This is a genomic window from Mesorhizobium sp. WSM4813, assembly GCF_055811555.1.
Genome location: NZ_JBVVQU010000013.1, coordinates 48,216 through 72,667, shown reverse-complemented (window position 1 = coordinate 72,667; position 24,452 = coordinate 48,216). Strand labels below are relative to the sequence as shown.

24 protein-coding genes are annotated in these 24,452 nt (G+C 62.9%); 15 read left to right on the top strand and 9 right to left on the bottom strand.

The annotated features are described in order from the left end of the window. Positions 1 to 118: 118 nt before the first annotated feature. Positions 119 to 1,060 (bottom strand): threonine/serine dehydratase, encoded by a 942-nt coding sequence (locus tag AC0L25_RS09910; RefSeq protein WP_473595318.1) that lies wholly within the window; start codon positions 1,058 to 1,060, stop codon positions 119 to 121. A 49-nt stretch (positions 1,061 to 1,109) separates the two neighbouring features. Between AC0L25_RS09910 and AC0L25_RS09905 the strand changes: the two genes are divergently transcribed. Then, positions 1,110 to 1,412, top strand: a complete 303-nt coding sequence (locus tag AC0L25_RS09905) for an ArsR/SmtB family transcription factor (protein ID WP_473595317.1) — start codon at positions 1,110 to 1,112, stop codon at positions 1,410 to 1,412. A gap of 9 nt (positions 1,413 to 1,421) precedes the next feature. On the opposite strand, the gene lysA is transcribed toward AC0L25_RS09905, so the two are convergent. From lysA to argH, 3 genes are all read right to left on the bottom strand, one after another. After that, on the bottom strand, positions 1,422 to 2,690 hold the full coding sequence (gene lysA / locus AC0L25_RS09900) for a diaminopimelate decarboxylase (protein ID WP_473595316.1): 1,269 nt from the start codon (positions 2,688 to 2,690) through the stop codon (positions 1,422 to 1,424). A gap of 52 nt (positions 2,691 to 2,742) precedes the next feature. After that, positions 2,743 to 2,949, bottom strand: a complete 207-nt coding sequence (locus AC0L25_RS09895; protein ID WP_473595315.1) for a hypothetical protein — start codon at positions 2,947 to 2,949, stop codon at positions 2,743 to 2,745. Between the two features lie 64 nt (positions 2,950 to 3,013). Then, positions 3,014 to 4,414 carry an argininosuccinate lyase gene (argH, locus tag AC0L25_RS09890; protein ID WP_473595314.1) on the bottom strand — a complete coding sequence of 467 codons (1,401 nt, stop codon included), beginning with the start codon at positions 4,412 to 4,414 and terminating at the stop codon, positions 3,014 to 3,016. A gap of 35 nt (positions 4,415 to 4,449) precedes the next feature. On the opposite strand from argH, the gene tlpA reads away from it, so the two are divergent. From tlpA to AC0L25_RS09865, 5 genes are all read left to right on the top strand, one after another. Continuing rightward, positions 4,450 to 5,136, top strand: a complete 687-nt coding sequence (tlpA, locus tag AC0L25_RS09885) for a thiol:disulfide interchange protein TlpA (protein ID WP_473595313.1) — start codon at positions 4,450 to 4,452, stop codon at positions 5,134 to 5,136. A gap of 212 nt (positions 5,137 to 5,348) precedes the next feature. Next, positions 5,349 to 6,659 carry a sn-glycerol-3-phosphate ABC transporter substrate-binding protein UgpB gene (gene ugpB / locus AC0L25_RS09880; protein ID WP_473595312.1) on the top strand — a complete coding sequence of 437 codons (1,311 nt, stop codon included), beginning with the start codon at positions 5,349 to 5,351 and terminating at the stop codon, positions 6,657 to 6,659. Between the two features lie 84 nt (positions 6,660 to 6,743). After that, positions 6,744 to 7,628 (top strand): sn-glycerol-3-phosphate ABC transporter permease UgpA, encoded by an 885-nt coding sequence (gene ugpA / locus AC0L25_RS09875; RefSeq protein ID WP_473595360.1) that lies wholly within the window; start codon positions 6,744 to 6,746, stop codon positions 7,626 to 7,628. Between the two features lie 8 nt (positions 7,629 to 7,636). Further along, a complete protein-coding gene (gene ugpE / locus AC0L25_RS09870; protein ID WP_192356013.1) occupies positions 7,637 to 8,485 on the top strand; it encodes a sn-glycerol-3-phosphate ABC transporter permease UgpE in 849 nt (282 codons plus the stop codon). A gap of 7 nt (positions 8,486 to 8,492) precedes the next feature. Continuing rightward, positions 8,493 to 9,560 (top strand): sn-glycerol-3-phosphate import ATP-binding protein UgpC, encoded by a 1,068-nt coding sequence (locus AC0L25_RS09865; RefSeq protein WP_473595311.1) that lies wholly within the window; start codon positions 8,493 to 8,495, stop codon positions 9,558 to 9,560. A gap of 48 nt (positions 9,561 to 9,608) precedes the next feature. Here AC0L25_RS09865 and AC0L25_RS09860 read toward each other — a convergent pair whose 3' ends face one another. From AC0L25_RS09860 to AC0L25_RS09850, 3 genes are all read right to left on the bottom strand, one after another. After that, on the bottom strand, positions 9,609 to 10,691 hold the full coding sequence (locus AC0L25_RS09860) for an ABC transporter ATP-binding protein (protein ID WP_473595310.1): 1,083 nt from the start codon (positions 10,689 to 10,691) through the stop codon (positions 9,609 to 9,611). Next, on the bottom strand, positions 10,688 to 12,274 hold the full coding sequence (locus AC0L25_RS09855) for an ABC transporter permease (protein ID WP_473595309.1): 1,587 nt from the start codon (positions 12,272 to 12,274) through the stop codon (positions 10,688 to 10,690). The genes AC0L25_RS09860 and AC0L25_RS09855 overlap by 4 nt, the downstream gene beginning before the upstream one ends. Before the next feature lie 174 nt (positions 12,275 to 12,448). Further along, positions 12,449 to 13,456 carry an iron ABC transporter substrate-binding protein gene (locus tag AC0L25_RS09850; RefSeq protein WP_473595308.1) on the bottom strand — a complete coding sequence of 336 codons (1,008 nt, stop codon included), beginning with the start codon at positions 13,454 to 13,456 and terminating at the stop codon, positions 12,449 to 12,451. Positions 13,457 to 13,663: 207 nt separating this feature from the next. On the opposite strand from AC0L25_RS09850, the gene AC0L25_RS09845 reads away from it, so the two are divergent. The 9 genes from AC0L25_RS09845 (at position 13,664) to AC0L25_RS09805 (ending at position 21,719) form a co-directional block, all read left to right on the top strand. Beyond that, positions 13,664 to 14,233 carry a sigma-70 family RNA polymerase sigma factor gene (locus tag AC0L25_RS09845; RefSeq protein ID WP_473595307.1) on the top strand — a complete coding sequence of 190 codons (570 nt, stop codon included), beginning with the start codon at positions 13,664 to 13,666 and terminating at the stop codon, positions 14,231 to 14,233. A gap of 1 nt (position 14,234) precedes the next feature. Beyond that, positions 14,235 to 14,873 carry an NrsF family protein gene (locus AC0L25_RS09840; RefSeq protein ID WP_473595306.1) on the top strand — a complete coding sequence of 213 codons (639 nt, stop codon included), beginning with the start codon at positions 14,235 to 14,237 and terminating at the stop codon, positions 14,871 to 14,873. Positions 14,874 to 15,530: 657 nt separating this feature from the next. Then, complete coding sequence (locus tag AC0L25_RS09835) at positions 15,531 to 16,733, top strand: ABC transporter substrate-binding protein (RefSeq protein ID WP_473595305.1); 1,203 nt, start codon at positions 15,531 to 15,533, stop codon at positions 16,731 to 16,733. 77 nt (positions 16,734 to 16,810) lie between these two features. After that, positions 16,811 to 17,677, top strand: a complete 867-nt coding sequence (locus AC0L25_RS09830) for a branched-chain amino acid ABC transporter permease (RefSeq protein ID WP_091600116.1) — start codon at positions 16,811 to 16,813, stop codon at positions 17,675 to 17,677. A 5-nt stretch (positions 17,678 to 17,682) separates the two neighbouring features. Further along, a complete protein-coding gene (locus tag AC0L25_RS09825; RefSeq protein WP_023797267.1) occupies positions 17,683 to 18,657 on the top strand; it encodes a branched-chain amino acid ABC transporter permease in 975 nt (324 codons plus the stop codon). 4 nt (positions 18,658 to 18,661) lie between these two features. Continuing rightward, entirely contained in the window at positions 18,662 to 19,441 is a 780-nt protein-coding gene (locus tag AC0L25_RS09820; RefSeq protein ID WP_473595304.1) for an ABC transporter ATP-binding protein, read from the top strand. 2 nt (positions 19,442 to 19,443) lie between these two features. After that, entirely contained in the window at positions 19,444 to 20,166 is a 723-nt protein-coding gene (locus tag AC0L25_RS09815) for an ABC transporter ATP-binding protein (protein WP_473595303.1), read from the top strand. An 8-nt stretch (positions 20,167 to 20,174) separates the two neighbouring features. Continuing rightward, positions 20,175 to 20,915, top strand: coding sequence for an aspartate/glutamate racemase family protein (locus tag AC0L25_RS09810; RefSeq protein WP_352953670.1), 741 nt, complete (start codon positions 20,175 to 20,177; stop codon positions 20,913 to 20,915). A 102-nt stretch (positions 20,916 to 21,017) separates the two neighbouring features. Further along, complete coding sequence (locus AC0L25_RS09805) at positions 21,018 to 21,719, top strand: GntR family transcriptional regulator (protein WP_473595359.1); 702 nt, start codon at positions 21,018 to 21,020, stop codon at positions 21,717 to 21,719. Between the two features lie 700 nt (positions 21,720 to 22,419). Here the strand turns inward: AC0L25_RS09805 and AC0L25_RS09800 are convergent. Together AC0L25_RS09800 and AC0L25_RS09795 are read right to left on the bottom strand one after the other, a co-directional pair. After that, positions 22,420 to 23,298, bottom strand: a complete 879-nt coding sequence (locus AC0L25_RS09800; protein WP_029348585.1) for a 3-hydroxybutyryl-CoA dehydrogenase — start codon at positions 23,296 to 23,298, stop codon at positions 22,420 to 22,422. Between the two features lie 117 nt (positions 23,299 to 23,415). Continuing rightward, positions 23,416 to 24,345, bottom strand: a complete 930-nt coding sequence (locus tag AC0L25_RS09795) for an electron transfer flavoprotein subunit alpha/FixB family protein (protein WP_473595302.1) — start codon at positions 24,343 to 24,345, stop codon at positions 23,416 to 23,418. Between the last annotated feature and the right edge of the window lie 107 nt (positions 24,346 to 24,452).

Genomic DNA, 24,452 nt, shown 5'->3' with positions numbered 1-24,452 from the left:
CCGAAAATCGGATGCGAAGGACTCAAAGTCTTAGATGCACGTCACTCGAAGCATATCAACAAACACGGCGAAGGCGAGGCGGTTCCCGAAAACGTGAACAAGACTGCCTCCATTATCGTCAGAATTTAGTCGGATTGGCGTTCGCACCGCAGACCAGCACGGCGACACGCTCGCCCGCAGCCGGCGCGTAACGGCCGGACAGGACCGCCGCAAAGGCTGCAGCGCCGCCCGGTTCGGAGATGATTCGTATCCGGTCCCAAAGTGCCGCCTGCGCGGCGATGATCTCATCGTCGCTGACCAATATGGAACGCTCGACGAAGGCCTCGGCGATTGGAAACATCATTTCGCCGACGCGCTTCGGCGCCAGCGAATCGGCGGCGATGCCCTCAGTCGGCGCATCGACGGGCCGGCCGGCCTCGAAGGCGCGATGAAGCGTCGGCGCACCCTCGGGCTCGACGGCGATGATCCTGATGCGGCCGGCAAACCAGGCGGCGATGCCGCCAATCAGGCCGCCGCCGCCGACGGCGACCAGCAGCGTGTCGAGCTCAGGCAGGTCGGCCTCGATCTCGAGGCCGAGCGTGCCTTGCCCGACCAGCGTCTCCTCCTGGTTGAAGGCGTGGATCTGCAGCGCGCCGGACTTTTCGGCGAAGCTTTCGCTGGCGGCCAGCGCCTCGGCATAGCGCGCGCCGCCCACAACCAGTTCGGCGCCGTAGCTGCGGATGCGTTCCAGCTTGGCCGGCGGGCTCACATCGGGAACGAAAATTGTTGCCTTGTGGCCGAGCCGCATGGCGGCATAGGCGACCGCGGCCCCATGATTGCCGCCCGATGCCGCGACGACGCCGGCCTTGGGAACCGGCCGTTCGAGAAGATTGGTGAACGCGCCGCGCGCCTTGAACGAGCCGGAATGCTGCAGGCATTCGAGCTTCAGGTCGACGCTAAGCGGCGGACGGCCGAAATCGGCCATGTCGACGCGCAGCACCGGCGTGTGGCGCACGAATGGCCGGATGCACGGCTCCATTGCGGCGATGCGTTCGCGTGTGATCCTATTGCCGTTCAGCATGGTCTGCTCCCAGGGTTGACATCTTTTAGTAACTTAGCAAAGTGGCTAAATGCAAGAGGTTGATGTCTTCAAGGCGATTGCCAACGAGCGCAGGCTGCAAATCCTCGATTGGCTGAAGGACCCGCGCGCGCATTTTTCGCCGCAGGCAGATGGCGATCTGGTCGAGGACGGCGTCTGCGCGCTGCTGATCGCGGAAAAGCTGGGGATCACCCAGGCGACGCTCAGCGAGCATATGCGAGTGCTGACCCAGGCGGGCCTTCTGCGCAGCAAGCGCATCAAGCAGTGGACGTTCTATCGCCGCGACGAGGGCAGGATTGCGCAGACCAGGGCGCTGATTCAGCACCGGCTGTAGCGCTGCAGGCTATTCCAGCCAATCGGGCAGCGAATCCAGCCCGATCAGTTCCTCATACGTCTGGCGCGGGCGCACGACGTGGAAACGGTCGCCGTCGACCAGCACTTCGGGCACCAGCGGCCTGGTGTTGTAGGTGCCGGCCTGCACCGCGCCATAGGCGCCGGCGGTGGCGATGGCGATCAGGTCGCCGGTCTTCAGCCGCGGCAGGTCACGGTCGAGGCCAAGATAATCGCCGGTCTCGCAGACTGGGCCGACCACGTCGACCGTCATGCGCGGTGCTGCAGCCGGCTGCTGCACCACCGGCTTGATGTCATGGAAGGCGTCGTAGAGCGTCGGCCGGATCAGATCGTTCATCGCGGCGTCGACGACCAGGAAGTTCTTGGCGTTGCCCTCCTTCACGAAGATCACTTGCGAGACGAGGATGCCGGCATTGCCTGATATCAGTCGGCCCGGCTCGAACATCACCTTCAGCCCGAGCTTGGTGACGTGCTTCCTGACGATCTGGGCATAAGCGTCCGGCAACGGGGGTGGGCTGTTGTCGACGCGGTAGGGAATGCCGAGGCCGCCGCCGAGATCGATATGCTCGATGGCGTGCCCGTCGGCGCGCAGCACGCCGACCAGTTCCACCAGCAGCGCGAAGGCATCGTCGAACGGCTGCAATTCGGTGATCTGGCTGCCGATATGGGTGTCGATGCCGGTGACCTTGATGCCAGGCAGTTCAGCGGCGCGGGCATAGACCTTTCGCGCCTTCTGCCAGGGAATGCCGAACTTGTTCTCGGCCTTGCCGGTGGAGATCTTCTTGTGGGTCTTGGCGTCGACATCCGGGTTGATGCGCAGCGAGATCGGCGCCACCTTGCCCAGTGCCGTGGCGCGGGCCGACAGCAATTCAAGTTCCGGTTCGGATTCGACGTTGAAGCACAGAATGCCGGCCGAGAGCGCAAAATCCATTTCGCGGGCGGTCTTGCCGATGCCGGAAAACAGGATCTTGTTGGCCGGAATGCCGGCGGCCAGCGCGCGGCGCAATTCGCCTTCTGAGACCACGTCGGCGCCGGCGCCGAGTTTTGCCAGGATCTTCAGCACCGCCTGGTTGGAATTCGCCTTCATCGCATAGCAGACCAGCGCGTCGAGCCCGGCAAAAGCCTGCGCAAACACGCGGAAATGCCTGGTCAGCGTCGCCGTCGAATAGCAATAGAACGGCGTGCCGACGCTTGCAGCGATACCCGATATTGCCACGTCCTCGGCATATAGCATGCCGTCGCGGTAGTCGAAATGGTTCACAACAGTGGTTCCGGAAGTTGGCGCACGATGAGATCGACCGATCTCATCGGCTCTAGATCAGCGGGTCGAGAATGAACTTCTTGTCCTTGACCGGTTTTTCCGGCTCCGGCGGCACGGGCTGCTCGGCCTTTTGTGCGTCCTTGCGCGCCTGCACGGCCGCCTCATAGGGCGTGTCGAGGCCGGCTTTCCTGCCGCAGGCCGTTACGGTTGCCAGCGCCGCCAGCAGCGCGAGCGACACCAAAATCCTGCTTGCGGTCATCGATCCATCCGTCCGAAACTTTTGCCCGCCGCTTTTAGCCGAGTTTTTCTGGCATTGCACCTAATCACGCCTTGGCGATGTGCTTTTTCCAGTACCGGATCTGCTTCCTCACTTCCGACGGCGCGGTGCCGCCGAAGCTCGTGCGGCTCTTCACCGAGTTTTGCACGGCAAGCACGGAAAACACGTCCGCTGTGATGCCGGGGTGAATGGACTGCAAGTCTTCCAGCGGCAGCCTGTCGAGCCCGATTTTCTTCTCCTCGGCCAGCGCCACCGCACGGCCGGTGACGTGGTGCGCCTCGCGGAACGGCAGGCCGAGGGTGCGCACCAGCCAGTCGGCAAGGTCGGTCGCGGTCGCATAGCCTGACCCGGCGGCCTTCTTCATGGCGGCGGCGTTCACCGTCATGTCGCGCACCATGCCGGTCATCGCCGCCAGCATCAGGTCAAGCGTCTCGGCGGCGTCGAATACGGATTCCTTGTCCTCCTGCATGTCCTTGCCATAGGTCAGCGGCACGCCCTTCATCACCGTCAGCAGGCCAACCAGATGGCCGGTGACGCGGCCGGTCTTGCCGCGCACCAGTTCGGCGGCGTCGGGGTTCTTTTTCTGCGGCATGATCGAGGAGCCGGTGGAGAATGAGTCCGACAGCCTGACGAAGCCGAATTGCGGCGTCGACCAGATGATGATCTCTTCGGCCAGCCGCGACAGATGCGTCGCGCAGATCGCCGCCAGCCCCAAGAATTCCAGTGCGAAATCGCGGTCCGAAACGCTGTCCAGGGAATTGCGCATCGGCTCGCGGAAGCCAAGCGCCTTGGCCGTTTGGTGCCGGTCGATCGGAAAGCTGGTGCCGGCAAGTGCGGCGGCACCGAGCGGGCTTTCGTCCATCCGTTCGATGGCGTCGCGAACACGCGACAGGTCGCGCGAAAACATCTCGACATAGGCCATGCAGTGATGGCCGAAGGTCACCGGCTGCGCCGCCTGCATATGGGTGAAGCCCGGCATCACCGTCGCCGCATGCTCCTCGGCCCGTTCCAGGAACGCCGTGATCAGGCCCTTCAGCGCTTCGGCGACGCGAAAGCATTCGTCCTTGACCCATAGCCTGAGGTCGACAGCCACCTGATCATTGCGCGAACGAGCGGTGTGCAGGCGGCCGGCGGCCGGGCCGATCAGCTCGGCAAGGCGGGCTTCGACATTCATGTGGATGTCTTCCAGCCTGGTCGAGAACTCGAATGTGCCGGCTTCGATCTCTGTCAGGATCGTGTTCAGCCCGCGAGCGATTTTTTCTTGATCGGCCGCCGAAATAATGCCCGTTTGGGCCAGCATCTCGCTATGGGCGATCGAGCCTCTGATATCCTGCGCGTAGAGTTTGCGGTCGAACGAGATCGACGCGTTGATCGCTTCCATGATCGCGGCCGGACCCGAGGCAAAACGTCCGCCCCACATCTGGTTGCTGGCCTTCTTGTCGCTCATCGCTATAACCCGTGCTCCGGAGCAGTTTTCAGAAAATGGCAGACGGCAATAAATTTTTTCCGGCCCCGCGCCTCATCCTCGCCGCTTTGGTGGCGGGCGTGCTGGCCGGCGCGGTCGCGGTATATGTCAGCGAGAGCGGTTCTGGCAACAACGCGCCCGCTCAAGTTGCCGCTGGCGACAGCAAGGACGATGTCGCCTGCGCCGCCAAGGCCGACCGCGCCAAGACGGTCGCGGCGGCTGCCACCGGCCAGGTCGCAGCACTTTTGCCGGCCGATCCGCCGCAATCGCTGAAAGGTCTTGCCTTCAACGACCCCGGCGGCAAGCCGCTGACGCTCGCCGACCATGCCGGCAAGACGGTGCTGCTCAATCTGTGGGCGACATGGTGCGCGCCCTGCCGTGCCGAAATGCCGGCGCTCGACGCGCTGCAGAAAGAAATGGGCAGCGACGCCTTCGAGGTCGTCGCGGTCAATGTCGATGTCGGCGACGATACCAAGCCGAAGAAGTTCCTCGAGGAAACCGGCGTCGAAGCGCTCGGCTATTATCGCGATTCGACGATGGCGCTGTTCAACGATCTCAAGACGCGCGGCCTGGCGCTCGGCCTGCCGGTCACCATGCTGATCGACGGAGAAGGCTGCCTGATCGCGCACATGAACGGCCCGGCCGAATGGTCGAGCCCGGATGCCAAGCGGCTGGTCGAAACGGCGCTCGGCAAGTCGGACTAGGCGCCGGCGATTGCTGCCGGTCCCCGCCTTTGTTCGAGTGGTAAGCCGGCTTTTCAATTGCTTTCCATCGGCGCTTATTTCGAAGCGTCCACCACTTTAAGTGGAGATCGAGTTCATCGATCCGCAACAAAACCGTTGTCCAACTGTCACGAGCGGCACATATTGCCTTTGCGAGAGTGCCACTTTCGCCAATGATAAACGGGAGATGAAACATGAAGTTCTTCGGCTTCGTGGCCGGTGTCGCCGCCACCATGACCCTGCTTTCCACCACCTCCGCCTTTGCCGTCACGCAGATCAGCTGGTGGCACGCCATGACCGGCGCCAATGCCGAGGTCGTCGACAAGATTTCTAAGGATTTCAACGCCAGCCAGAGCGACTATGAGCTGGTGCCGGTGTTCAAGGGCACCTATCCCGAGACGCTGAATGCCGGCATCGCCGCCTTCCGTGCCGGGCAGGCGCCAGATATCCTCCAGGTGTTCGATGTCGGCACTGGCGTGATGATGGCGGCCGAGGGTGCGATCAAGCCGGTGGCCGAGGTGATGACCGGTGCCGGGATGACCTTCGACAAGAGCCAGTATCTGCCCGGCATCGTCGGCTATTATTCGAAGCCAGACGGCACCATGCTGTCCTTCCCTTACAACTCCTCCTCGCCGATCCTCTACTACAACAAGGACATCTTCCAGAAGGCGGGCCTCGACGTGAACAGCCCGCCCAAGACCTGGAACGAGGTGTGGGAAGCTGCCAAGAAGATCAAGACGAGCGGCGCCGCCTCATGCGGCTACACCTCGACCTGGTTGACCTGGATCCATCTGGAGAATTTCGCGGCGTGGAATGATGTGCCCTGGGCCAGCCAGCAAAACGGCCTGGCCGGCGGGGATGTCGAACTCAAGATCAACGCGCCGATTTTCGTCAACCACTTCCAGGCGCTGGCAGACCTCGCCAAGGACGGCACCTTCAAATATGGCGGGCGCACCTCCGAAGCCAAGCAGATCTTCCTTGCCGGCGAATGCGGCATCTTCACCGAATCGTCGGGCGGCCTCGGCGACATCGTCAAGTCCGGCATGAACTATGGCATCGGCCAGCTTCCCTACGACAGCGATGCCAAGGGCGCGCCGCAGAACACCACGCCGGGCGGCGCCAGCCTGTGGGTGTTCGGCAACAAGTCGGACGAGCAATACAAGGGCGTCGCGGCCTTCTTCGCCTACCTGTCCAAGACCGATGTGCAGGAATATCTGCACCAGAAGTCGGGATACCTGCCGGTGACGCTCGCCGCCTACGAGGCGACCAAGAAATCGGGCTTCTATGACAAGAACCCCGGCCGCGAGACACCCATCCTGCAGATGACGGGCAAGGCGCCGACCGATAACTCGAAGGGCGTGCGCCTGCCGAATCTGCCGCAGGTGCGCGATATCCAGAACGAGGAGTTGGAGAAGATGCTGGCCGGCCAGCAAACCGCTCAGCAGGCGCTTGACAATGCGGTCACGCGCGGCAACGCCGCGATCGAGGAAGCGCTGGAGAACTGACGAGATTATCCCGGTTGGTATCGGTTTGAATATCGCCCACGCGAGCTCGCGTGGGCGTCTCCTGAGGTAGCGAGGGAAATCAGCCTGTCTCCACGCATCGTCTTTCCCCACAAGATCCTGCCCTACCTGCTGGTGGCGCCACAACTCGCCATAACACTGGTTTTCTTCTACTGGCCGGCCGGTCAGGCGCTTTACCAGTCGATGCTCAGGCAAGATCCGTTCGGGCTGAGGAGCAGGTTCGTCTGGTTCGCCAATTTCCGGAAGGTGCTGGCTGATCCGGCCTATCTCAACTCGATCAAGGTCACGGTGGTGTTCTCGCTTGCGACCGCGATCGTTGCCATGGGTGTGGCCCTTTTGCTTGCGGTCATGGCCGAGAAGGCGGTGCGCGGTAAAGGCCTCTACCGCACACTGCTGATATGGCCTTATGCCGTGGCGCCGGCGATTGCCGGCATGCTGTGGCTGTTTCTGTTCAATCCTTCGATCGGATCGCTGGCCTATTTGCTGAGAAGCCTCGGCATCGCCTGGGACCCGCTGCTCAACGGCACCCACGCCATGATCCTGCTGGTGTCCGCGGCTGCCTGGAAGCAGATCAGCTACAATTTCCTGTTCTTCGTCGCCGGCCTGCAGGCGGTACCGAAAACGCTGATCGAGGCGGCGGCCATGGATGGCGCCGGGGAGACCAAGCGCTTCTGGACCATCGTCTTTCCGCTGCTTGCGCCGACGACGTTTTTCTTGCTGGTCGTCAACACTGTCTATGCCCTGTTCGACACTTTCGGCATCGTTCATGCCGTCACCGGCGGCGGGCCGGGCAAGGCGACCGAGACGCTGGTCTACAAGGTCTACAATGACGGCTTCGTCAATCTGATCCTGGGCGACTCGGCGGCGCAGTCGGTCATCCTGATGGCCATCGTCATTGCGCTCACCGCCATCCAGTTCCGCTACGTGGAACGCAAAGTCCACTACGGTTGAGGGCAGCGATGATCGGCCAGTCCCCACTCCGCACATTCATCGCCCATGCCGTGCTTATCCTTGGCATATTGATCGTGGCTTTTCCGATCTACTACACGTTCGTTGCCTCGACACACACGCTGCAAACCATCCTCAGGCCGCCGCTGCCGCTGTTGCCCGGCGGTCAGCTCTGGAACAATTACAGCGAGGCGCTGTTCGGCGGTATTGGCCGCATCGGCGGTGTCAGCGTCGGCAGACTGCTCCTCAACACCACGGTCATGGCGCTCGGCGTTGCGGTGGGAAAGATCTTCATCTCGATTCTGTCGGCCTACGCGATCGTGTTCTTTCGCTTTCCCCTACGCATGACCTTCTTCTGGCTGATCTTCATCACCTTGATGCTTCCCGTGGAGGTGCGCATCCTGCCGACCTACAAGGTGATGGTCGATCTCGGCATGATCGACACCTATGCCGGCCTGATCATCCCGCTGATCGCCTCGGCCACCGCGACGCTGCTGTTCCGCCAATTCTTCATGACCATACCGGGCGAATTGGTCGAGGCGGCGCGTGTCGACGGTGCCGGGCCATGGCGCTTTTTCTTCGATATCCTCTTGCCACTGTCGCGCACCAACATCGCGGCGCTGTTCGTGATCCTCTTCATCTATGGCTGGACGCAATATCTCTGGCCGCTGCTCGTCACCAACAGCAACGATATGAACACCATCGTCATCGCGCTGAGGAAGATGGTTTCCTTCGCCGATGCCGACACCGAATGGCACCTGGTCATGGTCACAGCGATGCTGGCCATCGTGCCGCCGATCCTGGTGGTCGTGCTGATGCAACGCTGGTTCGTGCGCGGCCTGGTCGAATCCGAAAAGTGAGAAGCCGATGGCGACCGTCGATCTGAAGGACGTGAAGAAGGTCTATCCCAGCGGCGTCGAAGCCGTGAAGGGCATCTCCATCGCCATTCCCGACAAGGAGCTTTGCGTGCTGGTCGGCCCCTCCGGCTGCGGCAAGTCCACGCTGCTGAGGATGATCGCCGGGTTGGAGACCATTTCTGCCGGTACGGTCGCCATCGACGGCAAGGTGGTCAATGCCATTGGCCCGACCGAGCGCGACATCGCCATGGTGTTCCAGAACTACGCGCTCTACCCGCATATGAAGGTCTATGACAACATGGCCTATGGCCTGCGCAATCGCGGCACGCCCAAGGACGAGATCGACAGCAGGGTGCGTTCGACCGCCAAGGTGCTGGAGCTTTCGGCGCTGCTCGACCGGCGCCCGCGCGAGCTTTCCGGCGGCCAGCGCCAGCGTGTCGCCATGGGCCGCGCCATCGTGCGCAATCCGAAAGTCTTCCTGTTCGACGAGCCGCTCAGCAATCTCGATGCCAAACTGCGCGGCCAGATGCGGGTCGAGATCAAGAATTTGCAGCGCACGCTCGGCGTCACCTCGGTTTATGTCACCCACGACCAGCTCGAGGCGATGACGCTGGCCGACATCCTTGTTGTCATGAACGCCGGACTGGTCGAGCAAACGGGCGCGCCGCTCGACGTCTACGAAAAGCCGGCCTCGATCTTCGTCGCTTCCTTCATCGGCGCGCCGCCGATGAATCTTCTGGCGCTGACCGGAAGTTCCTCAGGCCCGGTACTGGCCGACGGCACGGCGATCGGCTTTGCGGCTCCCGAAACGCCAGCCGTGACGCTGGGGTTTCGCCCTGAAGATGCCGACGTCACCTTCAATGCGGAGGCGCTGCCCGGTGCGCTGGTCCTGCCGGCGACCGTCGAGGCAGTCGAACCGGTCGGTGCCGAAAGCTTCCTTCACTGCGCCGCAGGCGGCGGCCGTATCGTCGTGCGCGTCTCAGGGCGTGCCGCCGCAAAGCCTGGTGACCAGTTGCGTGTCGTGGCCAAAGCCGAAAAGCTGCATTGGTTCGATCAGGCCGGAAAACGGGTCGATTGAAGCCAGCCTGTCGTCTTGGCTGGCGAGCTGCGCGAGACGCAAGACCGTTCAGGCAAACACATGCGCCTTGCCCAACACCGTCAGCCGGACGATCTCGCCAACCACCGGTGTGTCCATGCCAGGCTTGCGCAGGATCAACGGCGTGTTGCCGATCGCGGCTGCGTCCGGCGGATCGGGACTGTTTAACAGCCGCACCGCGATGGTGCACATCGAACCGGCGAATTCGGATTCCGTCACTTCGCCGAACAGCATGTCCGGCGTGCCCGACATGCCTTCGCGCGATGTCCGTTTCAGCAGCACCTGTTCCGGTCGCAGCATGATGCGGGCGATATCGCGCCGCTCGGTGCTGTCGACGGCGATGCGGCCGAGCGGCGAGCTGGCGAAACCGTCTGATATCTTGGCCGGCAGGATGATGGCATCGCCGAGGAACTCAGCGACCATCCTGTCCTTCGGCTTGAGATAGAGCTCGTGCGGTGTGCCGACCTGCGAGAATTTGCCGTCGCGCATCACCGCCACCTGGCTGGCAAAGGACAGCGCCTCGGCCTGGTCGTGGGTGACCAGGATCGTGGTGATGCCGGCGGTCTCCAGAAGTTCGGCCACCGCCTTGCGCATCGAGGCGCGCAGACCGGTGTCGAGCGCCGAGAACGGCTCGTCGAGCAGCATCAGCCGCGGCTTCATGGCCATGGCGCGGGCCAGCGCCACACGCTGCTGCTGGCCGCCGGAGAGCTCGTGCGGCCGCCGTTTCAGGATCGCCTTGTCGAGCCCGACAATATAGGCAAGCTCGACGATGCGCTCGGTCCGCTTGTCGGCGTGGTGGCTCATGCCGAAGCCGATGTTGGCGGCGATGCTCAGATGCGGGAACAGGGCGCCGTCCTGCGCCACCACGCCGATGCCGCGCCGATATGCGGGCACGGCGGCGCCGCCATTGGCCAGCACCTCGCCGTCGAGCACGATACGGCCCTGGTCCGGCGGCTCGAAGCCGGCGATCAGCCGCAGCAAGGTCGTCTTACCGCAGCCGGACGGCCCGACGATCGCGGTGCGGCTGCCACTGGCGACGCTGAGATCGACGCCGGCCAGTGCGGCCACCGGGCCGTAGTGCTTGCGCACATCGGTGAGTTCGAGGAAGCTCATCGTCCGGCCATCCGCTTCGACTGGACATAGAGCAGCCAGGTCAGCGGCAGCGACATCGCCACCATGATAAGGGCGTAAGGTGCCGCGGATGCATAATCGATCTCGCCGCTGTGCGCCCAGAACGCCATCGCCAGCGTGCGGGTGCCGTTGGGCGCCAGCATCTGCGTGGCGGTCAATTCGTTCATGATGCCGAGCGCCACCAGCGCCATGCCCGCCGCGGCCCCCGGCGCCGACAGGCGGATCGTCGTCGACCAGAGCGCCTTGAGCGGTGACCGGCCGAGACTGGCGGCGGCGCGTTCGAGCTCGACCGGCGCCTGCGCGATCGACGCCCGCAGGCTGATCAGGGCGCGCGGCAGGAACATCAGTGCATAGGCAACGAGGATCGTGAACAGGGTCTGATAGAGCGGCAGAGCGACGCGCACGGTGATGGTGACCAGCGCCAGCGCCACGACGACGCCGGGCAGCGAGCCGACGATGTAGTTGCAACCCTCCAGAAGACGCTGCAGCGGTCCCGGCGCGCGGATCGAGATCCAGGCCATCGGCATGGCGGCGATGGTGGCGAGCAGGGCGCCGGCGAGCGCCAGGAACAGGGTCTGGCCGAGCGCAAGGCCGATCTCATCGAGGCGCCAGACATCGGCACCGCCGGCCACGAGCCAGCGGCTGATGGTGACGAACGGCACGCCCAGCGCCAGCAGGGTGGTGACGACCGGCAGAGCCAAGCAAGGGAGCGTGGCGCGGCCGAGCCTTGTGCGTTGCTGCTGGCGCGCGGCGCCCGAGCCGACTCGGGCATAGCGCTCCTCGCCGCGCACCAGCACTTCGATCCCGAGCAGCACGAAACAGCATGTCACCAGCACCGCCGCCAGCATGTTGGCGACGGGGCCGTTGAAGGTCGACTGGAACTGGTCGACGATCGCCGTGGTGAAGGTGTCGAAGCGGATGAACACGTAGAGGCCGTATTCGGCCAGGAGATGCAGGCCGACCAGCAGAGAGCCGCCGCAGATGGCGAGCCTGAGCTGCGGCAGCGCCACCCGCCGGAACACGCGCCACGGCCCGAGGCCGACGGCTGCCGCGGCATCTTCGAGGGCAGGATCGAGCCGGCGCAAAGCTGCCGCCACCGGCAGATAGACGAATGGGAAATAGGCGACGACGGAAACCAGAACGCCGGCCCACAGGCCATGCAGTCCCGGCACCAGCGTGATCCAGGCATAGCTGTGGACGAAGGCGGGGATGGCGAGCGGCGCCACCGACAGCCAGGCCCACAGGCGGGCACCGGGAAGACTGCTGCGTTCCGTCAGCCAGGCCAGCGCCACCGAGAGCACGATGCAGATCGGTAAGGCCAGCACCACCAGAAGCAAGGTGTTGACCAGCAGTTCGCCGACGCGCGGCCGAAACACCAGTGCCGATACGGTTTCCCAGCCGGTCTGCACGGCAATCCAGATGATGAAGGCGAGCGGCAGCAGCGAAAAAAGAGAGACCAGGACGGCGGCGAGCGAAATCCAGGATATCTGCCGCCGGCGCGTCCATTGCCCAGCCGCCACGCCGGTCGGCAAGCCTGAACGTGCAAGTTCGGCCGCAGACTGCATCAGCTCAGACGCCGCGCCGCTGCCGCGCGGTGGCGGAAACGGTCGAAGGGCCGCAAAAATGGCCAAAAACGCAGCTTGTCGTCATGGACGAATGCCACCTCGAAAACAGAGCGCTCCTGCGGAAGCGAATTCCCGCAGGAGCGCAGTCGGTTGCCCTTTTAGGACGAACGCCGACTAAAGCAAGCCGGCTGCCGTCATCAGGTCGGTCACCTTCTTGGAGTTCAGCGTCGTCGCGTCGACCTTAGGCGCCTGCAGATCGGCCAACGGCACCAGCGCCGGATTGGATTCCGCGCCCTTGCCGACAGCGTATTCAAAGGAATTGCCGGTCTTCAGAACGTCCTGACCACCCTTGCCGGCTACCCATTTCAGGAAGGCCTGGGCCTCCTTCGGGTGCTTGCTGGAGGCAAGCACGCCACCGCCGGAAACCGAGACGAACGCGCCCGGATCCTGGTTCTTGAAATAATGGAGCCCGACGTTCTTGCTGTTCTCGCCGGTCTTGGCCTGGTCGCCGTAGTAGTAGTAGTGATAGATCACGCCGCCTTCGACCTCGCCGGCATTGACCGCCTTCATCACCGTGCTGTTGCCCTTGTAGGCGGTGAAGTTCTCTTTCATCGCCTTCAGCCAGTCGGCCGTTGCGGCCTCACCCTTGAGCTGCAACAGGGCGCTGACGATCGCCTTGAAATCGGCGCCGGAGGGCGAAGCGGCCCAGCGTCCCTTCCAGCTCGGATCGGCGAGATCAAGCAGCGACTTGGGCAACTGCTCGGCGGTCAGCTTGGTCTTGTTGTACACAAGGACGGTGCTGCGCGCGGCGATCCCCACCCATTTGCCGCTGGATGGCTGGTACTCCTGCGGAACCTGGGCCAGCGTCTCGGCATCGACCGGCGCGAACAGGCCGGCGGATTCGACCAGCACCATGGCCGGGGAGTTTTCCGTGAGGAACACGTCGGCCGGCGACGCCGCGCCTTCGGCGACGATCTGGTTGGAGAAATCGCTGTCGCCGCCGTGGCGAACGGTGACCTTGATGCCGGTTTCCTTGGTGAAACCTTCCACCCAGGCATTGGTCAGGCTTTCGTGCTGGGCGTTGTAGACGACGATGCCGCCGTCCTGGGCCATCGCCGGGCCGGCGATCAGGCTGATTGCAAGTGCCGTGGCACCGGCAAGGGCGGAAAGAGCATATTTCATGGACGTCATCCCTCTCGATCTCGATGGTCTTGATTTAGCACGGCTGCACCTATCAATTCCTGACCGGTGTAGTCAAGATTGATGAGCTGCGTAATCGGGCGCCGGAGGTGAAACCTTCGTGATATTCCCATATTTTGGCTTGGACATTATTTCGCCGGCCACGTAACAAATCAGCGCCGAGGCGCGAATATCGGGGAGTGAACTCTTGTGACCGGCAAGGACGAGGCCGAGCTTTCCCGGCTGATGCGGGCCGCGATCGCGGGAGATGAAAGGGCTTACGCCGACTTTCTGCACCGGACGGCTGCTCTCGTTCGCGGCTTTATCAGGCGCAAGATCGTTCAGGGCGGGGTCGATCCCGAGGATGTCGTGCAGGAAACCTTGCTGGCCATTCATGTTAAACGGCATACCTGGCGCCAGGATCTGGCTGTGCTGCCCTGGGTCTACGCCATAGCGCGTTTCAAGCTGATCGACGCCTTTCGGCGGCGCGGGCGGCGCATCGAGATCGAGATCGACGAGATCGCCGAAACCTTCGCCGAACCGGAGGCCGAGACGGTCAGCGAGCGCGACATCAATCGGGCGTTGGACGGCCTGCCGCCGGCGCAGCGTTCCGTGGTTTCGTCGGTGTCGGTCGAAGGCCGTTCCATCGGCGAGACGGCGGCGAAGTTCGGCATCAGCGAGACGGCGGTGCGCGTGTCGCTGCATCGTGGGCTCGCAGCCATTGCCAAACGCTTCGGGGCCAAACAATTCGGGCGGGCCAAACAGTTCAAGCGGGAATGACATGAGGACCGACGATCTCATCAAGGCGCTCGACGCCGATGCCCGCAGCACGACGATGCCGCTTGGCTCGGCCTGGTGGATAGGCGCAGGTGCGGCTACGCTGATCGCGGCGGTGGTGTTCTGGCTGGCGATCGGCCCACGCACCGACATCGCCACCGCCATCCATACGATGCGCTTCCTCGCCAAGTTCGTCTTCACGATTGCTCTGGCTGTCAGCGCCTTCGCCTTGATCCGCGCCCTGTCGACACCCGGTGCATCGACAAGCAGGGCGGCGGCGTGGATGATTGCCGCACCGCTGCTGGTGATCGTTGCCGTGATGCTGGAGCTCCTTTCCGTGCCTGCGGCCGACTGGGGCACGCGCCTGATCGGCAGCAATCTGGTCATCTGCCTGACCTTCATTCCGCTGATCGGCATCGGTCCCCTTGCCGTCTTCCTGGCGGTGCTGCGCTATGGCGCCCCGACGCGGCCGGTGCTTGCCGGAACGGTGGCGGGCCTGCTCGCCGGCGGGCTGGCGGCAACTTTCTATGCCGCGCACTGCTTCGACGACTCACCGCTTTTCGTCGCCACCTGGTACACGATCGCGATTGCCATCCTCGCCGCGCTCGGTGCGCTCGGCGCCCGGATTTTCGTGCGCTGGTAGCGACGGCCCGCGATCGGAGACCGTGATGCTCTAACGTCAAAATTCGTTCATTCTGAACGACCTGGTTCGACCCTTCTCGGCCTTTCGTTCGGAGAACTTCTACGGCAAGCCCTGACCCAATCGAGACTTTACCCGAGGGTAGACGATGGGCAAATCCTGACTCCAATCCGGACCTTGAAGCGGTCTTAAGCGACCTCGGAACCGGACCTTTGCCGCTGGTCGAGAACGGTCGCAGCCTGATAGCCGAGCCCAACGATGGACATGGCGGTGGCTAAGATCGTTCCGGTTCGATCCGCCTTTCCCCTTTATTTCTACGCGGCCGAGGGAGCGGCCGCGGGCGCGAATGCAATGCTAACTGGCCCCGCTGGCCGCCACCGTCCCGGGGGGCTGGTATGGCTGCGATGCGGGAAGCCACATTAATCGTGTCGCCTAGGGATCGACCACGTGTTGCCGTGCCCGATGGTTCTCGCCACCACTGGCCCGAATTCGACGCCGATTCGAATCTTTGCGTTCTTCCATCTACGACCGCTCACAAGATTGTCAACAATCTTTAAAAGTTTTGTTGACAGGTGATTGATTTGAGCCTTCACTCAAAAAAGTCCGCGTATCGGTCGAGTTCTGTCGCAACAATGCGCGGCCTCCAAAGGGGAAAGAACAATGATCAACAGACGTTCAATAATCACATTCGCCGCGCTCGGCGCCGTCTCCGCGCTGGCAATCATGGCCGGCGGCACAATCACGGTGCACGCCGCCAACAAGGAACTCAAGATCGGCTTTGTCGGCGTGACGAGTGGCGCGGCCGCTGCGTGGGGCACATCCAACGTCCGCTCGATGCAGACACGCGCCGCCTGGATCAACGAAACCGCCGGTGTGAAGATTGGTGACGAGACCTATGACATCAAAATCGTCACCTTCGACGACCAGAAGGACCCGAAGCGGGCGATCGCCGGCATGGAGAAGATGGCCCAGGAGGGCATCCACTATGTCGTCGGTCCGAATGTCGACGACGGCGCGGCGGCGGTGCGTCCCGTGGCAGAATCCAAGGGCATCATCTATTTTCCCTACGCATTCCCGAAGGAACTCTACACCCCGCCGGCGTCCAACGCCGTGCTCGGCATGATCGCCAACTACCAGTCGGCTCCGGCGATCTACAAATATCTCATGGAAAACAGGGGCGTGAAAAAAGTTGCCTTTGTCGCCGCCAACGAATCCGATCCGCTGAGCCAGCGGGATGGCGGTGTTGCCGCGGCAAAGGCGCTCGGGCTCGAGGTTGTGGCTGCCACGGATGTCTACCAAAACGATACCCGCGACTTCACGCCGGTACTGACGCCGATCGTTTTGCAAAAACCGGACCTGCTGGTGCTTTCGGGTGTCGCGCCCGGCAATGCGCCGCTGCTGATCCGCGCCGCGCGCGAGCTCGGCTACGAAGGTCTGATCTCCACCGAAACGGCGCAGGATGCCAAGGTGCTGGAAGAGGGCGCGGGCGAGTTGGCCAATGGCTTCATCTCGGTCGGCGGCGCATCGACGCCCGAAATCGCGTCCGACACGATGAAGGAGTTCGTCGACCGCTATACGAAAATGTTCGGCGAATACAATGACGAGTCCAACACCAAGGTCTACGCGCTCGAATACATCATCGAGACGCTGAAGGCGAACCCGGCCGCGATCGACAATGTCGAGGAGTTCAAGAAGACGATCGACACTTTCTCGGCGCCCAATCCCTATCTGAAGGGCGATGCCAAGCTGACCTATGTCGGAATGACGTCGTTTGGCCAGAAGCGCCAGCTTTCGGTCCCGATGGTGGTCACGGAATACCGCGACGGCAAGTTCGAGACGCTCTTCGTCGCTCAAGTCGATTGACGCAACTGCACTGAAGCGGATTGCCGCAGAGGCTCGTGCATTCGCCTCGAGCCTCTGAATGGCCGGGAACCATCCTGATGGAACAAGTCATCGCCAACGGGCTTTATCTTGGCGCGCAATACGCCTTGATCGCGCTCGGCCTGACCCTGATCTTCGCGCTGATGAATGTGCTTAACTTTGCCCATGGGCAGATGTACGTTCTCGGCGGCTTCGTCACCTACACCGTCTATGGCCAGCTCGGCATGCCTTTCGTCGTCGCGCTCGTCGCGTCCGGGATCACGCTGCTGGTCATTGGAGCGCTGGTCGAGAAATTCCTTTTCAGAACGGTGATTAGGCGGAGCGTGCGGGAGGAAAGTACGATGCTTCTCGCGGCGGCGGTCGCATTCTTCCTCGACGCGGTGATCCTCCTCCTGTTCGGTGAAAAGCAGCGCGGCGTGCCGAAGATCGTCAACGGCGTCTTCGTCTCCGACAGCCTCATAATGCCTTACGACCGGCTGCTGGTCGGCGCACTCGCCATACTGTTCATCGCCTCCTTCGTGCTTTTCATGCAGTACAGCAAGCCGGGACGCGCCATGCGGGCGCTGGCGCAGGACCGGGTCGCGGCGCAGCTGATGGGCGTCGAGGTCGACCGCTATTCGATGATCGGCTTTGCGCTCGGCGCCATGCTTGCCGGCATAGTCGGTGGGCTGCTGGTCGCCATCACCGGCGTCAATTCGGGCATCGGCGGGCCGATCTCGATCAAGGCGTTCTTGATGGTGATGATCGGCGGGGCCGGCGTGGTCAGCGGAGCGATCGCCGGCGGCTTCATCCTCGGCATGATGGAATCGGTCGGCCTGACGGTGCTACGCCAATATGGCGACGTCACTTATCTCGTCATCTTCGCCGCGCTGATGGTGTTCCTGAGCATCCGCCCGAACGGGCTCATGGGTAAGCCGTGGGGATGATGGACATGAAGCGTACACGCAACATCCTCGCCGTCGCTGTCTTCCTGCTGGTCGTACTCGTCGGCGTGCCCTGGCTGATCGAAGCGACCGGTCGGCTCGACCTCTACTACACGCTGACCTCGGTCGCGCTGCTCAGCATCGCCAGTGCCGGGGTGTGGGTGACTTTCTACATCGGCCGCATCAATATCGGCCAGGGCGCCTTCGCGCTTATGGGCGGCTATGTTTCGGCCATTCTTGTCGTCCAGTACGGTGTGTCGTTCTGGCTGACACTGCCGCTGGCTGGGCTATTCTGCGCCGCTGCAAGCGTGCTGATCGGACTGCCCATCCTCAGGCTTCGCGGCGTCTATTTCGCCATGGTCACGCTGGTTTTGACCGAAGTGGCGCGGCTGCTCGCGCTGGCACTGCCGATCACCAACGGAGCCAAGGGTATGGTCAGCATTCCGCTCCCCGGCGGCATCTCGATCTTCGGGCTGACCATCCTTCCAGATTTCGCGACGCTCGCTAATCCGCGTCCCGCCTTCTATCTGGTGTCGGTCGTGCTGATGGTGCTGTGCTTTGCGGCGCTCTACCGCCTAGTCCATTCGCGCATCGGCAAACTCTGCCAGTCGTTGCAGCAGAACGAGGAACTGGCCTCCTCGATCGGCGTCAACATCGCCTATCTGCGCGTTATCGCCTACGCCATCTCCTCATTCCTCGGCGGTCTCGGCGGTGCGATGTTCGTCGCCATCTCGCAGTCGATCTATCCGTCGAGCTTCACCGTCACCGACTCGGTGAACTTCATGCTGAACTGCTTCCTCGGCGGCCTCGGCCACGTCTTCGGGCCGATGATCGGCACCTTCGTGCTCTATTTCGGCTGGGATTTCCTGTTCGAGACCGGCGAGTTCCAGTTGCTGATCTTCTCTTCGGTGCTGATCGCGCTGATGCTGTTCCTTCCCAACGGCCTACTCAGCCTCAGGCTGTTCGGCAAGAAGCAGGGCTAGGACCATGACCGAGCTTCTCCAGATCAAGGCCGTGACCAAACGCTTCGGCGGACTGGTCGCGGTCAACAATGTTTCCTTCGTGGTCCGCGAACGCGAAATCCTCTCCGTCATCGGCCCCAACGGCGCCGGCAAGTCGACGCTGTTCAAGCTGATTTCCTCTTTCCTCAATCCGACCTCGGGCGAAGTGCTGTTCCGAGGAGAGCGGATTTCAGGCCTGGCGCCGCATATCGTCGCCCGGAAGGGCGTGGTGCGCACGTTCCAGGAGACGACGATCTTCAAGGGCATGACGGTGCGCGACAATGTCATCATCGCGCATCACCTGCGTTCCAATGCCAGCCTTGCCGGCTTCTATCTCGGCACGAATACCGCACGGCGGGACGAGGATGAATTCGGCCGCTCGGCCGACGAGATCATCGACTTCCTCGATCTCGGCGCGCAACGGCATGAGATAGCCAGCACGCTGCCGCACGGCCATCTGCGCGCGCTCGGGATTGCCATCGGGCTCGCCACGAACCCGACCGTGCTTCTGCTCGACGAGCCCTTCGCCGGCATGAACCATGACGAAACCGTGCGCGCGGTGGAGATGGTGCGCGGCGTGCGGAAGCGCGGCGTGACTGTCCTGCTGGTCGAGCACGATATGCCCGCCGTCATGAACATTTCCGACCGCATCGTCGTCCTGAACTTCGGTGTGAAAATCGCCGAGGGAACGCCAAAGGAAATCCAGGAGAACGAAAAGGTCATCGAGGCCTATCTCGGCGCCGAAGATGAGACGATCGGATTTTAGCCATGGGCGAACTGCTGAAAGTCTCCGACGTCGAACTCTACTACGATCATGTCTATGCACTGAAGGGCGTGTCGCTCAACGTCAACGAGGGCGAGACCGTCGCGCTGATCGGCGCGAACGGCGCGGGCAAATCCTCGATCCTGCGCGCCATCACCGGCCTGAAGAAGGTCCGCAGCGGCGAGATTCATTTCCAGGGCCACCGCATCGACGGAACGCGCCCGGACGAGCTGGTCAGGATGGGCATCGCCATGGTGCCGGAGGGTCGGCGCGTCTTTTCCTACATGACGGTGCGCGACAATCTGATGATGGGTGCCTTCACCCGCACCGACAAGGCCGAAATCGCGAGGACGCTGGACATGGTGCTCGGGCGATTTCCGCGCCTGAAGGAACGCTATTCCCAGACGGCGGGCACGATGAGCGGCGGCGAACAGCAGATGCTGGTGATCGGGCGGGCGCTGATGGCCAAACCGAAGCTTCTGCTGCTCGATGAACCCTCGCTCGGCGTCGCGCCGAAGCTCGTCCAGGACATCGCCCGCTCCATCGTGGCGATCAATCGCGACGAAAAGGTCAGCGTTCTCTTGGTCGAGCAGAATTCGCGCATGGCGTTGCGCATCTCGCAGCGCGCCTACGCACTGACGACCGGAAAGATCGCGCTGGCCGGACATTCGGCTGAGCTGCTTGGCGACGACCGGATCAAGAAACTCTATCTCGGCGGCGAAATATGAAAGCGCAAATGGACATACTCGTCGTCAATCCCAACACCACCGCGTCCATGACCGAGAAGATCGGCGAGGCGGCACGCGGCGCGGCTTCGGCCGGCACCAGGATCATCGCGATCAATCCGAAGGATGGGCCGCCGAGCGTCGAAGGCTATTTCGACGAGGTATTCGCCATCCCGGGAATGATCGGCGAGATCCAGAGACATCCGGCGGCGAGCGCCTGCGTCATCGCCTGCTTCGACGACACCGGCCTAGACGCAGCGCGCTGCGTCGGGGAGATGCCGGTGGTCGGCATCGGCGAAGCGGCGTTTCACATGGCGAGCCTGATTGCCGGCAGGTTCAGCGTCGTGACGACGCTGTCGCGTTCGGTGCCGGCGATCGAGCACAATCTGGTGCGCTACGGCCTCGCCAGCCGTTGCGCCAGGGTGCGGGCAAGCGACGTTCCCGTTCTGGAGCTCGAAGTGCCCGGCTCCAACGCCCGCCATCGAATTTCTGAGGAAATCGAGTGCGCCATCCGCGACGACCGGGCCGAAGCGATTGTGCTGGGATGTGCCGGCATGGCCGATCTCGCCGCCGCGCTCAGCCGCGAACATGGCCTTCCCGTGCTCGACGGCGTCGCCTGCGCGGTTAAACTCTGCGAGAGTCTCGTCGGCCTTGGCCTGTCGACCTCGAAGCGCGGAGGTTACCAGGTACCACTCGAAAAATCCTTCGCCGGAATCTTTGCGCCCTTCTCGCCCTCCGGCCGTGCATCCTGATGCGTGCAAATTTGTTGACATTCCCGCACAGGATGTTCGATGTCCGGCCTGAAGCGCGGTGTTCGCGCCGCTATGCGATCCAGCCGCCGGGACAATGAGACGATGGACCTGCTTCGACCAAAGACACGGGACGGCAAGCCGGCGATGCGCTGGTTTCCGGTCTATGCCGGCCTGCGCGACGCCATCGTCAGCCACCGCCTCGCACCGGGCACAAAACTACCCGAGGACGAACTCGCCTCAATCTATTCGGTGAGCCGCGCGGTGATACGCGCGGCGCTGCAGGCGCTGTCGCATGACCGCTTGGCCCGGCTCGAGCCGAACCGCGGCGCGTTCGTCGCCCAGCCGACCAAGCAGGAAGCGCGCGAGGTGTTCGAAGCGCGGGCGCTGATCGAGCCCAAGGTCGCGGCGCTTGCCGCCGGCGTGGCAAAGCCGGCCGAGATCGCGCAACTGCGGCTTCATCTCGAAAAAGAGCATGAGGCCCTGCATGCCGGCCGCGACAGCGACGCCATCATGCTGTCGGCAAAATTCCACGTCGGGATCGCCGAAATCGCCGGCCATTCGATCCTTACCGGCTTCGTCAAAGACCTGCTGTCGCGGTCGTCGCTGATCATCGCGCTTTACTGGCGCCGCCGCGACACCACCTGCGAAAGCCAGGCCCATCACGCCCTTGTCGATGCCATCGAAAAACACGACGCAAAAGACGCGTCCGACCTGATGCGAAGTCATCTCGTCGACCTGCTGTCGGGCCTTGATCTGTCGCTTGGCGAGAAGAAGCCCGAGAGCCTGTCGGACATCTTGCGCTGATCTCCGCTGGCAAACTCTTCGCCGGAGTTCGCCGATGTCCGCGCCATGCTGGGCGTGATTGAAGGCATAGATTCGGTCCATGCCTGCTGCTTCTTCGTTCCTGCCGTCATAACGGTAGCGCTCGTAGAGTTCGCGGCGCTGCCCTCCAGCCGCAACTGCTCCTGCTGGGCCATAGAGTCAATATCAGTCCCTCCCGCACAACGAGCCGGTCAGGCAACGCGCCCGGATCAGAGCTGAAGCGGCAATCCTAAAGCGTGTGTATGCCAACCAACCCGCGAAAAACAAAGCAGATCGCTACGAAGATCCGCTCACCCACCCGTAACGAGACCCCCACTGCTGTGTCGGCGAATGCCCGGAAATGGCGCTGCCTGCTCGTTCCGATTGGCGAGGCGGAGGGCAGAAAACCACCCATCTCGGCCATTGGCGGCAGCCCGCTGATTGAGTTTTTGACCCTAAAGCGGAATGCGTTTGGATTTGAACCGGCAGTGCGACGCTAAGTGATTCCACTTGGCTGCAAATACTTTACGTGGAACGCTCTGCCGGGCTGGTCTGAGCCAAATCCATCGGGCTTCGGCGGTCGGCGAGCAAACGGGCAAGGATCGGCCTGATGCGGTCTTCGATCCGCAGCCACGAAGCTGTCGACAGAACAGCCGCATGGTCAGCGCGACCGCGCGCGATGTCGGTTGGCTCGTATCGCCGGTCAGCGCGTCGGAACGGGATGCTCGCCGCGATAGTCGTAAAAGCCGCGCCCGGTCTTGCGGCCGAGCCAGCCGGCCTCGACATATTTCACCAGCAGCGGGCAGGGGCGGTATTTCGAATCCGACAGGCCGTCATGCAGCACCTGCATGATCGACAGGCAGGTGTCGAGGCCGATGAAATCGGCGAGCTGCAGCGGTCCCATCGGATGGTTGGCGCCGAGCCGCATGGCGGTGTCGATCGCGTCGACTGAGCCGACGCCCTCGTAGAGCGTGTAGATCGCCTCGTTGATCATCGGCAGCAGGATGCGGTTGACAATGAAGGCCGGAAAATCCTCCGAGACGGTGATCGTCTTGTCGAGATGGTTCACATAGGCCTTCGCCGCTTCGAAGGTCTGGTCCTCCGTGGCGATGCCGCGCACCAGCTCGACCAGCTTCATCAGTGGAACCGGATTCATGAAATGAATGCCGATGAAACGCTCCGGCCTGTCGGTCTGCGCGGCAAGACGGGTAATCGAGATCGACGAGGTGTTCGTCGCCAGGATGGCTTCCGGATTGAGCTGCGGGCAGAGCTGGGCGTAGATCTTGCGCTTGACCGTCTCGTCCTCGGTCGCTGCCTCGATCACCAGATCGGCACCCGCAAGGTCGGCCATGGTGGGCGCTGCCGAAATGCGCGCCATAGCTTCGTTGCGCAGCTTTTCCTCGAGTTTGCCGGAGCCGACCTGGCGGGCCATGTTGCCGCTGATCGTGGCGATGCCCTTTTCGATGCGGTCGGGTGAGATGTCGTAGACCAGCACCTTGTAGCCCGCAAGCGCGGACACATGGGCGATGCCGCCGCCCATCTGGCCCGCGCCGATGATGCCGATCGTCTCGATCTTGTTCATTACACCGATCCCGTCAAAAGGCCTTTGCGGCCTGCTTTTTGTGCGGTGCAAACTAAAAGGGCGGGGCGACTTCGTCTACCCCGCCCTTCACAATTTAATACGCTTTGGCAGAAGGCGTCAAAGCGCCTTTTGCAGTTCCGGCAGAATGACGAAAAGGTCGCCGACGAGGCCGTAGTCGGCGACCTGGAAGATCGGCGCTTCCTCGTCCTTGTTGATGGCGACGATGACCTTCGAATCCTTCATGCCGGCAAGATGCTGGATGGCGCCGGAGATGCCGACGGCGATGTAGAGATCGGGCGCCACGACCTTGCCGGTCTGGCCGACCTGCCAGTCGTTCGGCGCGTAGCCGGCATCGACGGCGGCACGCGAGGCGCCGACGGCCGCACCGAGCTTGTCGGCGATCGGCAGGATGACTTCCTGGAATTTCTCCGAAGAGCCCAGCGCGCGGCCGCCCGAGATGATGATCCTGGCCGAAGTCAGCTCCGGACGATCGGTCTCGGAAAGCCTGTTCTCGACGAAGCTCGACAGGCCGGGATTGGCCGCTGCCTGAACCGTCTCGACCGGGGCGGAACCGCCCTCGGGTGCAGCCTGGAAGGAGGCGGTGCGCACGGTGATGACCTTCTTGGCATCGCTGGACTGCACCGTCTGGATTGCGTTGCCGGCATAGATCGGCCGCTTGAAGGTGTCTGACGACACCACTTCGATGATCTCCGACACTTGCGCGACATCGAGCAGGGCTGCCACGCGCGGCGCGACATTCTTGCCCGACGAGGTCGCCGGCGCGATGATCGTGTCATAAGCACCGGCTATGCCGACAACGAGCGCCGCCAGCGGCTCGGCGAGCCGCTCGGTGAGTTCGTCGGCTTCGGCGAGCAGCACCTTGCTCACGCCCTTGAGCTTGGCGGCGGCGTCGGCTGCGGGCTTGGCGCCATTGCCGGCGACCAGCACATGCACGTCCGAGCCGATCTGCAGTGCCGCCGAAAGCGCCTTGGCGGTCTGGTCGGAAAGCGTCGCATTGTCGTGTTCGGCAATCAGAAGAATAGCCATTATGATGTCCCTGACTTTCGTTTTCGAGACACCCTGAAATCCGGTCAGGCCGAGTCGAAAACGGTTGGTTTCGAGAACCGGAGCGGAGCGTACTTCAGTACGTGAGC